The organism is Paraburkholderia phymatum STM815, assembly GCF_000020045.1.
GTDB lineage: Bacteria > Pseudomonadota > Gammaproteobacteria > Burkholderiales > Burkholderiaceae > Paraburkholderia > Paraburkholderia phymatum.
Genome location: NC_010622.1, coordinates 1,954,379 through 1,966,825 on the forward strand (window position 1 = coordinate 1,954,379; position 12,447 = coordinate 1,966,825).

8 protein-coding genes are annotated in these 12,447 nt (G+C 62.2%); 2 read left to right on the top strand and 6 right to left on the bottom strand.

What is annotated here, in order from left to right:
- Positions 1-135: 135 nt before the first annotated feature.
- From BPHY_RS08745 to typA, 6 genes are all read right to left on the bottom strand, one after another.
- Entirely contained in the window at positions 136-588 is a 453-nt protein-coding gene (locus tag BPHY_RS08745; protein ID WP_012401109.1) for a transposase, read from the bottom strand.
- A gap of 157 nt (positions 589-745) precedes the next feature.
- Entirely contained in the window at positions 746-1,843 is a 1,098-nt protein-coding gene (zapE, locus tag BPHY_RS08750; RefSeq protein ID WP_012401110.1) for a cell division protein ZapE, read from the bottom strand.
- A 96-nt stretch (positions 1,844-1,939) separates the two neighbouring features.
- Positions 1,940-3,370, bottom strand: a complete 1,431-nt coding sequence (lpdA, locus tag BPHY_RS08755; RefSeq protein ID WP_012401111.1) for a dihydrolipoyl dehydrogenase — start codon at positions 3,368-3,370, stop codon at positions 1,940-1,942.
- Between the two features lie 138 nt (positions 3,371-3,508).
- Entirely contained in the window at positions 3,509-4,780 is a 1,272-nt protein-coding gene (gene odhB / locus BPHY_RS08760; RefSeq protein ID WP_012401112.1) for a 2-oxoglutarate dehydrogenase complex dihydrolipoyllysine-residue succinyltransferase, read from the bottom strand.
- A 142-nt stretch (positions 4,781-4,922) separates the two neighbouring features.
- A complete protein-coding gene (locus BPHY_RS08765; RefSeq protein ID WP_012401113.1) occupies positions 4,923-7,778 on the bottom strand; it encodes a 2-oxoglutarate dehydrogenase E1 component in 2,856 nt (951 codons plus the stop codon).
- 375 nt (positions 7,779-8,153) lie between these two features.
- Positions 8,154-9,980, bottom strand: a complete 1,827-nt coding sequence (gene typA, locus BPHY_RS08770) for a translational GTPase TypA (protein ID WP_012401114.1) — start codon at positions 9,978-9,980, stop codon at positions 8,154-8,156.
- Between the two features lie 315 nt (positions 9,981-10,295).
- Here typA and BPHY_RS08775 point away from each other — a divergent pair, with 315 nt between their 5' ends.
- Together BPHY_RS08775 and BPHY_RS08780 are read left to right on the top strand one after the other, a co-directional pair.
- Entirely contained in the window at positions 10,296-10,811 is a 516-nt protein-coding gene (locus tag BPHY_RS08775) for a MarR family winged helix-turn-helix transcriptional regulator (RefSeq protein WP_012401115.1), read from the top strand.
- Between the two features lie 59 nt (positions 10,812-10,870).
- On the top strand, positions 10,871-12,391 hold the full coding sequence (locus BPHY_RS08780; RefSeq protein ID WP_041763470.1) for an efflux transporter outer membrane subunit: 1,521 nt from the start codon (positions 10,871-10,873) through the stop codon (positions 12,389-12,391).
- Positions 12,392-12,447 lie beyond the last annotated feature (56 nt).

Genomic DNA, 12,447 nt, shown 5'->3' on the forward strand with positions numbered 1-12,447 from the left:
GTACGGCCGCGCTACCGCGCGCTGCAAACAGCGGAAGCGCCGAACAAGCCTGACGTAAAAAAGCCGGCCTGGCAGTCACTTCGCGAGGCCGGCTTTTTATTTTCATTATCGCGTGCGCTCAATTCGTTCGATCCGTCATGCCGCGTTCTTGAAAGGACTGATGTAATTGAACACCAGCGGCGTCGCGGGCGCACCGGAAGGTGGCGTGTACAGCGGCGTGGCAGGCCGGGACGGATCGGCGGCATCGTTGGCGGCAGCGTGGGCGTTCGGCGCATGCATGCGCATACGGGCTTCCATCGTGCTGCACAACTTGTTGCCGGCTTCACCGAACAGCTCGTCCATCACACGCTGCAACACACCCGCGTGATGCCACGACTTGAAGCGGCGATGGCAGGTTTGATACGACGGGTATTTGCGCGGCATTGCAGACCAGGTCGCGCCGCTATAGATCACCCAGAGCACGCCGTTGAGCACCGAGCGGGTATTAGCGAGCGGACGGCCGCGCAATTCGGAACGCGGACGTAGTTCAGGCAGCAGCGGCGCGACACGCTGCCATTCTTCATCGGTAATATCGCGATAGGGGGTCATGTGTTCTCCTTCGTCAAGAGTATTTCGACGATATAGAGTCACCCCATTAGCGCATATCAGACCAATCCGAATCTTGAAAATACAGCGGTGGCGCCCGCATCAAGGGTTCGCACGCAACACGCTATCCCAATCCAGATCGGCGACTACGCAAAGTCGATCAGGTTAGCGAAGTATCGACAATCCGTCGCGGCGCATCCAGATATTCTTGCGACTGCATCTCGACGATACGCGACACCGTGCGCGTGAACTCGTTCGCCATCGGCCCTTCCGTGTACAACTCTCCGGGCGGCACGGCGGCCGACATCAGCAGCTTGACCTTGTGATCGTAGAACACGTCGATGAGCCAGGTGAAGCGGCGTGCTTCGGATTGCATACGTGGCGTCATCCGCGGAATACCCGACAGAATCACGGCATGGAAGCGGCTCGCAAGCTCGAGGTAGTCGTTCTGCGAGCGCGGACCGCCGCAGAGCGTCGCGAAATCAAACCACACAACGCCGTCCGCGCGACGCAGCGCCTTCAACTCGCGCTTCTCGATGTGCAGCAGCGGACTTTCGTCGGGCACAGCGGCGAGCTTCGCGAACGCGTCGCGCAGCGCCTTGTCCGAGGCAGCGCCGAGCGGCGTGTGATACACCTCGACCTGCGACAGCGTGCGCCGGCGGTAGTCGATTCCCGCGTCGACGTTGATCACGTCGAGCTTGCTCTTGATCAGTTCGATGGCGGGCAGCAGACGGTCGCGATGCAGGCCGTCGGGATACAGCGTGTCGGGATCGTAGTTGGACGTCATCACGAACTGCACGCCGTTCGTGAACAGCCGGTCGAGCAGCCTATACAGGATCATCGCGTCCGCGATATCCGACACGTGAAATTCGTCGAAGCAGATCAGTCGATAACGCTTCGCAATGCGCCGCGCGAGTTCGTCGAGCGGATCGGCTTGGCCCTTCAGCTCTTCGAGTTCGCGATGCACCTCTCGCATGAACTCGTGGAAATGCAGACGCGTCTTACGCACGAGCGGCACGATCGCATAGAAGCTGTCCATCAGGAAGCTCTTGCCGCGTCCCACCCCACCCCACATATAGACGCCCTTCGGCAGATCGGGATGCATGATCAGCTTCATAAAGGCGTTCGGACGACGAGCCTTATATGCAGTCCACTCTTCATAGCACCGCTGCAGACGATCGACGGCCGCGCGTTGCGCCGGATCGGACTCATACCCCCGTGTCCGCAGTTCCTGTTCGTAGTATTCGGTGACGTTCATTTCGTGAGGCAGCAATGAAGAAGGCGGGAGGGATTCAACCCACCCGCCTTCGTCGTGATTCGCGTGTGCCCCGAATCAGATTCGGGCAGATGCGTCTTACATGTTCAGCGCGCGCTTATCGACGGCGAGCGCCGCTTCACGCATCACTTCGGACAACGACGGGTGCGGATGGCAGATACGGCCGATGTCTTCCGACGCAGCCTTGAACTCCATCGCGACCACGGCTTCGGCGATCAGATCCGACGCGTTGGCAGCGATGATGTGCACGCCGAGCAGTTCGTCCGTCTTCGCGTCGGCGATCATCTTGACGAAGCCATCCGCCTTGTTGATGCCGAGTGCGCGGCCGTTCGCCATGAACGGGAACTGGCCGGACTTGATCTCGCGGCCTTCCGCCTTGAGCTGCTGTTCCGTCTTGCCGACCCACGCGATTTCCGGTTCCGTGTAGATGACCCACGGCACGCAGTTGTAATCGATGTGCGGCTTCTGACCGTCGATCACTTCCGCGACCAGCACGCCTTCGTCTTCGGCCTTGTGGGCGAGCATCGGGCCACGCACCACGTCGCCGATCGCGTACACGTTCGGCACCGACGTTGCACAGTGGTCATCCACGTCGATGAAGCCGCGCTCGTTCGCCTTCAGGCCAATCGCTTCGAGGCCCAGGTTATCGGTGTTCGGCACGCGGCCGATCGACACGATCAGGCGGTCCGCGTCGAGCGTCTTCGCGTTACCGTCCTTGTCCGTGTACGAGATCGACACGCTGTTGGCCGTGGTCTTGACTTCGCCGACCTTCACGCCGACGTGGATGTCGAGACCCTGCTTCTTGAACTGCTTCGCGGCTTCCTTCGCGAGCGCCTGGTCGGCGGCGCCGAGGAACTCGGGCAGCGCTTCCAGCACGGTCACTTCCGCACCCAGGCGGCGCCACACCGAGCCCAACTCCAGGCCGATCACGCCCGCGCCGATCACGGCGAGCTTCTTCGGCACTTCGGTGAACGACAGTGCGCCTTCGTTGTCCGCGACGATCTTGTTGTCGACGGGCACGTTCGGCAGGTGACGCGCCTTCGAGCCCGTCGCAATGATCACGTTCTTCGCCGTGACCACTTCCGTCTCGCCTTCGCCCGACACTTCGATCTGCACGCCGGCGTCCGTCTTGCCCGTGAACTTGCCATGACCCTTGAGCCACGTGATCTTGTTCTTGCGGAACAGGAACTCGATGCCCTTCGTCATCTTCTCGACGATGCCTTCCTTGCGGGCCAGCATCTTCGCGATGTCGACCTTCACGTTCTCCACGCTGATGCCGTGGTCCGCGAGGTGATGCGATGCGTTCTCGAATTCTTCCGACGACGCGAGCAGCGCCTTCGACGGAATGCAGCCGACGTTCAGGCACGTGCCGCCCAGCTTCAGCGCGCCGGCCGGGTTCTTCCACTTTTCGATACAGGCAACCGTCTTGCCGAGCTGCGCAGCGCGAATGGCCGCGATGTAGCCGCCGGGACCGGCACCGATCACGACGACGTCAAATTCTTTGGACATGACTATCCTTTTTGGCTAACCGACGCGGCCGCGCTTCGCGGCGCGCGTGGCTTCAGATACTGCGGAAATGCGAAAGACACCTGATGCGTATATCGCGACGGCGGGCTCCGACTTCAAGCCGCCGTCGCGTATCGCGCATTACAGGTCGAGCAGCAGGCGTGCGGGATCTTCCAGCGCGTCCTTCATCGCGACCAGCGACAGCACCGCTTCGCGGCCGTCGATGATGCGGTGGTCGTACGACAGCGCCAGATAGTTCATCGGACGGATCACGATCTGACCGTTTTCGACGACCGCGCGCTCCTTCGTTGCGTGCACGCCGAGAATGGCCGACTGCGGCGGGTTGATGATCGGCGTCGACAGCATCGAGCCGAACACGCCGCCGTTCGAAATCGAGAACGTGCCGCCCGTCATTTCTTCGATCGACAGCTTGCCGTCCTTCGCCTTCTGGCCGAATTCGGCGATCTTCTTCTCGATATCGGCGAGGCTCATCTGGTCGGCGTTGCGCAGGATCGGCACCACCAGACCGCGCGGCGAACCGACGGCAATACCGATGTCGAAGTAGCCGTGGTAGACGATGTCGTTCCCGTCGATCGACGCGTTCACTAGCGGGAACTTCTTCAGCGCGTGGACAGCCGCCTTCACGAAGAACGACATGAAGCCAAGCTTCACGCCATGTTCCTTCTCGAACTTGTCCTTGTACTTGTTGCGCAGATCCATGACGGGCGCCATGTTCACTTCGTTGAACGTCGTGAGGATGGCGTTGGTTTGCTGCGACTCGAGCAGGCGCTCAGCGATACGCGCACGCAGACGCGACATCGGGACGCGCTGTTCCGGGCGGTCCTTCAGCCATTGCTCGGCCGATGCCGGTGCGCCCACTTGCGGCAGCGACGGTTTCGCAGCCCGTGCGGGCGCGGCTGCCGGTGCCGGTGCAGCCTTGGCTGCCGGTGCGCCGGCGGCGACGGCGTCCTGCTTGGTGATGCGGCCATCGCGGCCCGTGCCAGCGACGTCGCTCGCAGCCACGCCCTTCTCGGCCAGGATCTTCGTCGCAGCCGGCGATGCCGCCGTGCTTGCGCCGGCCACGGCTGCCGCTTGCGCCGCGGCGGCAGCAACCGGTTCAGCTTGCGGAGCCGGCTTCACTTCGGCTTCGACCGCCGCGGCGCCCGGCTTGCCTTCCGTGTCGATCTTCGCGATCACTTCGTCGGCCGTGACAATGTCGCCGTCGTTCTTGATGACTTGCGCGAGCACGCCTGCCGACGGAGCCGGCACTTCGAGCACGACCTTGTCGGTTTCGATTTCGATCAGGATTTCGTCCTGGGCGACAGCCTCACCCGGCTTCTTCTTCCACTGCAGCATCGTGGCTTCCGAGACCGACTCGGACAGCTGGGGGACCTTGACTTCAACAATAGCCATTTGATTTCTCTGAATACGTATCGGATGACAACGAACCTTGTGCGAGCCGCGTCCGATGTGCGCGTGCCGTGTCGCGCTTACATGGGAGATTCAGACGCGGGGCGGGAAAGCGCACAACGCTTTCCCGGTTCGCTCTCTGTGGTTATTTAACGATGGTCGCGCCTTTCAGACGGCCAAACGCGCCTTCGATCAGCGCCTTCTGCTGCTCGTAGTGCTTCGCGTAGTAGCCGACAGCGGGCGAAGCCGAAGCGGGACGGCCGCTGTACGCCAGCTTCTGTCCTTCCTTCATGCCTTCGCGCAGGTGATGCTCGATGTAGAACCACGGGCCCTGATTCTGCGGCTCGTCCTGCACCCACACCACTTCGGTTGCGTTGTCGTATTTCTTCAGTTCGGCTTCGAACTGCTTGTGCGCGAACGGATACAGCTGTTCGATACGCAGGATCGCGACGTCTTGCGCCTTCGCTTCACGGCGATGCGCGACGAGGTCGTAGTACACACGGCCCGAGCAGACCAGCACGCGCTTGACCTTCTTCGCGTCGATCGAGTCGTCCACTTCGCCGAGCACCGGCTGGAACGAGCCCTTCGCGAGTTCCGACAGATCCGACACGGCTTCCTTGTGACGCAGCAGCGACTTCGGCGTGAAGACGATGAGCGGCTTGCGGAACAGGCGGATCATCTGGCGGCGCAGCAGATGGAAAATCTGCGCCGGCGTGGTCGGCTGAACGACCTGCATGTTGTGGTCTGCGCACAGCTGCAGGAAGCGTTCGATACGCGCCGACGAGTGCTCCGGACCCTGGCCTTCGTAGCCGTGCGGCAGCAGCATCGTCAGGCCCGACACGCGGCCCCACTTCACTTCGCCTGACGAGATGAACTGATCGATCACGACCTGTGCGCCGTTGACGAAGTCGCCGAACTGCGCTTCCCACGCGACGAACGTGTTCGGCTCAGCCGTCGAGTAGCCGTATTCGAAGCCAAGCACGGCTTCTTCCGACAGCACCGAGTCGATCACCGTGAACTTCGCCTGGTTTTCAGCGATGTTCTGCAGCGGGATGTAGGTGCCGTCGTTCCAGCGCTCCCGGTTCTGGTCGTGCAGCACCGCGTGGCGGTGCGTGAACGTGCCGCGACCCGAGTCCTGGCCCGTCAGACGCACGGCGTAGCCCGATGCGACCAGCGATGCAAACGCCAGATGCTCGCCCATGCCCCAGTCGAGGGGCGCTTCGCCGCGACCCATTGCACGGCGGTCGTTGATGACGCGCTCGACCAGCGGGTGAACCTTGAAATTCTCCGGGATCGTTGTGATGCGCTCCGCCAGACGCTTGAGTTCGGCGAGCGGCACAGCCGTGTCGGCGGCGTCCGTCCACTTGCGGTTCAGGAACGGAACCCAGTCGACCGCGTACTTGCTCTTGTAATTCGACAGGACGGGGTCGACCGTGTGGTGGCCTTCGTCCATTGCCTTGCGGTAGGCCTTGACGAACTGGTCGCCTTCTTCCGCGGTGATGACGCCCTGCTGCACCAGCTTTTCAGCGTACAGCGCGCGGGTGCCGGGGTGTTTGGCGATCGTCTTGTACATCAGCGGCTGCGTGACAGCCGGCGTGTCCTGCTCGTTGTGACCCAGCTTGCGGAAGCAAATGATGTCGAGCACGACATCCTTATGGAACTGCATCCGGAAGTCGATCGCTAGCTGCGTGGCCAGCACGACGGCTTCGGGATCGTCGCCGTTCACGTGCAGAACGGGCGCCTCGATCATCTTGACGACGTCCGAGCAGTACAGCGTCGAGCGCGCATCGCGCGGGTCCGACGTCGTGAAGCCGATCTGGTTGTTGATGACGATGTGCAGTGTGCCGTGCGTGCCGTAGCCGCGCGTCTGGGCGAGGTTCAGCGTCTCCATCACGACGCCCTGCCCCGCGAAGGCGGCATCGCCGTGGATCTGCACGGGCAGCACCTGCAGGCCCTGCTCGTCGCCGCGGCGGTCCATACGCGCCTTCGCCGAACCTTCGACCACCGGGTTCACGATTTCCAGGTGCGACGGGTTGAACGCCAGCGACAGGTGAACCGGGCCGCCTTCCGTCGCGATATCCGACGAGAAGCCCTTGTGATACTTGACGTCGCCAGCAGGCAGATCGTCGACGTGCTTGCCTTCGAATTCGGCGAACAGATCAGCGGGCATCTTGCCCAGCGTGTTGACCAGCACGTTCAGACGACCGCGGTGCGCCATGCCGATGACGATTTCCTGCACGCCGTTCTTGCCTGCGTGGTGCACCACTTCGTCCATCGACGCGATGAAGCTTTCGCCGCCTTCCAGCGAGAAGCGCTTCTGACCGACGTACTTGGTGTGCAGGAAGCGCTCGAGGCCTTCTGCTGCCGTCAGACGGTTCAGGATGTGCTTCTTCTTGTCGTTCGAGAAATTCGGCGTCGAACGGATCGACTCGAGCTTCTCTTTCCACCAGCGCTTCTGTTCCGGATCGCTGAGGTACATGTACTCGGCACCGATCGTGCCGCAGTACGTGTCGCGCAACGCCTTGACGATGTCCCGCAGCGAAGCCTGCTCGAAACCGAAATACAGGTTGTTCGTGTTGAACGTCTGGTCCATGTCGGCTTCGGTGAAGTCGTAGAACGCAGGTTCAAGCTCGGGAATGTTGGGACGTTCGCGGCGCTTCAGGGGATCGAGATTAGCCCATTGCGAGCCGAGGAAGCGATATGCACCGATGAGGGACTGCACATAGACTTGCTTTCGCGCGGTGGTGAGATCTTCACCGCCCGTGCGCGGCAGGAAGGCATTCGCCTTTGCGCGCTGAGCGAAGGATTCGACGATCGGGCCATGCGCCACGTCGTTCGCACTGGTGCCATCCGATGCAGGAACGTTTTGCAGTGCATCGAAATAGTTGCGCCAGGTCTCGGGCACTGACGCCGGATTGTCGAGATATGCTTCGTACAACTCTTCTACGTACGGAGCATTGCCGCCGAACAGATACGAGTTCGACTGGAATTGCTTCATCATTTTACGCTCACCTTTCTTCGAGCTTCTCGAGAAATAGCGGGTTACTGAACCTTCCGCGACACGGCCTGACCGTTTAGCGGATTGCGCGAATCAAGTCTTGCTTGGAAGGACCTAAAACTTGCATTCGCGGGAGCATATCACATAACCCATAGTTGACATAGGACAGCCCCCAACCGGAAACCCCGTGCTACGGGGCTTTGCGGCAAGTTTTATGCTTGCGCAACAGAGTTTGCGGCATGCAGGAAGAATACTTTAGGCGCTTATCGCCAGGTCTGCAGCGAAACGCACAAAAAAACGCAAGCGCCATGCAAAAAGCCGCCCGAGGGCGGCTTTTTGCTGAGACTTCTGACGATAGTCTGGAAGCCCTTCGCGCGATCAGTCGACCGCTGCTTCGCGGCTTGCGCGACGGCGCTCGTGCTCCTTCAGGTGACGCTTGCGCAGACGGATGCTTTGCGGCGTCACTTCGACGAGTTCGTCGTCGTCGATGAATTCGACCGCGTATTCGAGCGACATCTGGATGGGCGGAACGAGACGCACGGCTTCGTCGGTACCCGACGCGCGCACGTTGGTCAGCTGCTTGCCCTTGATCGGGTTCACGACAAGGTCGTTGTCGCGGCTGTGGATGCCGATGATCATGCCTTCATACAGCGCGTCGCCCGGCTTCACGAACATGCGGCCGCGATCCTGCAGCTTCCACAGCGCGTAGGCCACGGCGGCGCCGTCGTCCTGGGAGATCAGCACGCCGTTGCGGCGCTCGCCCAGCGAGCCTTCCTTGAGCGGCAGGTACTCGTCGAACACATGGCTCATCAGGCCCGTGCCGCGCGTGAGCGTCATGAACTCGCCCTGGAAGCCGATCAGGCCGCGCGCCGGAATGCGGTACTCGAGACGCGTGCGGCCGCGGCCGTCGGACGCCATATCGAGCATTTCGCCCTTGCGGCGACCCAGCTCTTCCATCACGCCGCCCTGATGCGTGTCTTCGACGTCGACGGTCAGCAGTTCGTACGGCTCGTGCTTCACGCCGTCGACTTCATGCAGCACGACGCGCGGACGCGACACGGCCAGTTCGTAGCCTTCGCGGCGCATGTTCTCGACGAGAATGGTCAGGTGCAGCTCGCCACGGCCCGACACTTCGAACACCGTTTCGTCGCCCGTATCTTTCACGCGCAGCGCGACGTTGTGGTTGAGCTCCTTCATCAGGCGGTCGCGGATCTGGCGGCTCGTGACGAACTTGCCTTCCTTGCCCGCGAGCGGCGACGAGTTGACGAGGAAGTTCATCGTCAGCGTCGGTTCGTCGACGGTGATCATCGGCAGCGCTTCGGGCGCTTCCGGCGCGCAGATCGTCGCGCCGATGCCGACTTCTTCGATACCGTTGATCAGCACGATGTCGCCGGCTTCAGCTTCGGCGACCTGCACGCGCTCGAGACCTTCGAACGACAGCACCTGGTTAATCTTGCGGTTCAGGATTTCGCCTTCCGGACCGAAGCGCAGCACGACCTGCTGGCCCGGCTTGATGCGGCCGCGCGTGATACGGCCCACGCCGATACGGCCGACGTACGTCGAATAGTCGAGCGACGTGATCTGCAACTGCAGCGGACCGTCCGGATCGGCCGGACGCACGGGCACGTGCTCCAGAATGGCTTCGAACAGCGGACGCATGTCGCCTTCGCGCACGCTCGGATCGAGGCCGGCGTAACCGTTCAGACCCGACGCGTAGACGATCGGGAAATCGAGCTGGTCTTCCGTCGCACCCAGCTTGTCGAACAGGTCGAACGTCTGGTTGATCACCCAGTCGATACGCGCGCCCGGACGGTCGATCTTGTTGATCACGACGATCGGCTTGAGACCCAGCGCGAGCGCCTTCTTCGTCACGAAGCGGGTTTGCGGCATCGGGCCTTCGACGGCGTCGACGAGCAGCAGCACGGAATCGACCATCGACAGCACGCGTTCCACTTCGCCGCCGAAGTCGGCGTGGCCCGGCGTGTCGACGATGTTGATGTGAGTGCCCTCGTACTGCACGGCGCAGTTCTTGGCGAGAATCGTGATGCCACGCTCTTTCTCGATGTCGTTCGAGTCCATCACGCGTTCAGCGACCTGCTGGTTTTCGCGAAAGGTGCCGGACTGGCGGAGCAGCTGGTCGACGAGCGTGGTTTTGCCGTGGTCGACGTGAGCGATGATGGCGATGTTACGGAGAGCGCGGGACATAGGAACCTGGAGACGCTGGGATACATGTGGAGTGCGCCACCTGCCCAGCTACCTTCGCCAAGCCCAAAGCGCACTTTTGGGAACCAATAAGTATAGCACGCGAGAGTGACGCGTTTCTGGTATTCCCTGATAGCCCACTGTGCCGTCTCGAGAAAGCGACAGACGCACCCCTCGCGTCGCTTGCCCCCGTCGCCTCGTTCGCCGCCGGAGATGGCATGCCACACAGATCCCTGCCCAGCCCGCCATAACGCTTGCCGCGTCAATTAATCGTCCCTACAATGCTGCATAGTCAACCATTGCATTCGCACGAGAATCATGATCGAACCGTCCCCTACGCCACCTCCGGAAGTCAGCGCCTATCAATTGGGAGAAAGCGTCGGCTATCTGATTTCGCGCGTGAAGTCGTCGATGTCCAATCTCGTCACGCAACGCACGATGGCGGAACTCGGCATTACCAGCCAGCAGGCTAGCGTGCTGTTCATGGTCGCCAGCGGAAAATGCCTGCTCGCGGCCGAACTGGCGCGCGAGTACGGCATCGACGCCAGCGCGGTGACGCGCCTGATCGATCGTCTCGAGAAGCGCGGGCTGCTGACGCGCGTTCGCAGCGCGGAGGACCGGCGTGCCGTGCGACTCGCGCTGACGGCCGAAGGTCAGGCGATTGCCGCGCGCATGCCGGCCGTGTTCACGAGCGTCACCGATAAATTGCTATCGGGCTTTTCTCCCGAGGAAACGGGATTCCTCAAGAGTCTTCTGAGGCGTGTCTTGGCCAATAGCTGCGAAGCGTATGGCGAAACCCGTGACTCGGCAAGCAATACCGATAGCAAATCGTAAGAAATTAATTGCATCGTCCATTAAAGAACTACATGTCATTACACGCAAAGAGTCGAGCGATGAACTTCCTTCCTTGGCCCGCGCCTGCCTCGTCACACCGGGCGGCCGTCGCTGCAGCCGTGGCGGCGTTCGCCCTCGCCGGCTGCGCGAACTACTTCGATCTCAAGGACGACAGGCAGATCGCGTCGACCTCGCAGTTCGAGGCGTCACAGAGCCTGCCCGCGCAAGGCGGCCAATGGCCGGCGCTCGACTGGGCGAACCAGTTCGGCGATCCGCAACTGCCGAAGCTGATCGCGGAAGCGCTCGAAGGCAATCCGTCAATCGCGCAGGCGCAGGCGCGCATCGCGAAGGCGTCGTCCTATATCGAAACCTCGAAGTCGGCGCTCTATCCGAAGGTCGAGGGCAGCTATTCGTGGACCCGCGAGCTGTACTCTGCCAATGCGCTGTTTCCGCCGCCGTACGGCGGCACGTGGTACAGCGAGAACAATGTGCTCGCCAGCGCGTCGTGGGATCTCGACTTGTGGGGTAAGAACCGGGAACGGCTCGGCCAGGCTGTGTCGCAGGAAAAAGCTGCCGAAGCCGACATGCAGCAGGCCCGCGTGACCCTCGCCGCGTCGGTCGCGCGTACCTACAACTCGCTCGCGCAGCTGTACGCGCTGCGCGACATCGCCGAGCGCGAAATCAAGAACCGCCAGACGATCGGCGCGATCACGAACGACCGCGTGCGGGCCGGCCTCGACACGAACGTCGAGCGTCAGACGGCCAATGGCAACATCGCGACCAGTCAGTCGAACCTGACGGAGCTGGACGGCCAGATCACGAGCACGCGCTACGAACTCGGCACGCTGCTCGGCAAAGGGCCTGACCGCGGCCTGCAGATCGCCATGCCGGTGTTCGATCCCGGCAGCGCCGTTTCGCTGCCCGACAACGTGCCCGCCGACCTCGTGTCGCGCCGGCCGGACATCGTCGCCGCGCGCTGGCAGGTCGAAGCCGCGATGCACAACGTGAAGGAAGCCAAGGCCGAGTTTTTTCCTGACGTGAATCTCGCGGCCGCGTTCGGCTTCGACGCGTTCGGCTGGAGCAAATTTCTGACGTCGTCGAGCCGTCAGATCCAGTTCGGGCCGGCCATCCATCTGCCGATTTTCGATGCCGGCGCGCTGCGCTCGCAGCTCAAGGGCCGCTTCGCCGATTTCGACCTCGACGTCGCGAACTACAACCAGACGCTGATCGGCGCGCTCTCCGACGTCGCCACGCAGATTTCGTCGATCCGTTCCATCGACAGGCAGGCGGGCGACGCACAGCGCGCGCTCGATGCATCGACGAAAGCGTACGAACTCGCCGTGATCCGCTACAAGGCCGGTTTGTCGCCGCAGTTGCAGGTACTGACGGCCGACCAGAACCGCCTCGCTGCCGAGCAGACGGTGACGAACCTCAAGATGCGCCGGCGCGATCTGCAATTCGCGCTGATCAAGGCGCTCGGCGGCGGTTTCGACGCGACGCAGACGGGCCTCGTCGTGCCGACGGATACGCCTCCTGCATCGTCGGCAGCTGCGGCGCCGGCAACGCACGCGGCGAACTAGCGCGACAGTGACAAGACCACACGCACACCCGATTGCGATCCGAATAAACGATACAG

What these genes read in the sequence shown, in the direction of transcription:
- zapE (WP_012401110.1), bottom strand. Translation starts at nt 1,843, where the DNA reads ATGAACGTCACCGAATACTACGAACAGGAACTGCGGACACGGGGGTAT.
- BPHY_RS08745 (WP_012401109.1), bottom strand. Translation starts at nt 588, where the DNA reads ATGACCCCCTATCGCGATATTACCGATGAAGAATGGCAGCGTGTCGCG.
- BPHY_RS08780 (WP_041763470.1), top strand. Translation starts at nt 10,871, where the DNA reads ATGAACTTCCTTCCTTGGCCCGCGCCTGCCTCGTCACACCGGGCGGCC.
- lpdA (WP_012401111.1), bottom strand. Translation starts at nt 3,370, where the DNA reads ATGTCCAAAGAATTTGACGTCGTCGTGATCGGTGCCGGTCCCGGCGGC.
- BPHY_RS08775 (WP_012401115.1), top strand. Translation starts at nt 10,296, where the DNA reads ATGATCGAACCGTCCCCTACGCCACCTCCGGAAGTCAGCGCCTATCAA.
- odhB (WP_012401112.1), bottom strand. Translation starts at nt 4,780, where the DNA reads ATGGCTATTGTTGAAGTCAAGGTCCCCCAGCTGTCCGAGTCGGTCTCG.
- typA (WP_012401114.1), bottom strand. Translation starts at nt 9,980, where the DNA reads ATGTCCCGCGCTCTCCGTAACATCGCCATCATCGCTCACGTCGACCAC.
- BPHY_RS08765 (WP_012401113.1), bottom strand. Translation starts at nt 7,778, where the DNA reads ATGATGAAGCAATTCCAGTCGAACTCGTATCTGTTCGGCGGCAATGCT.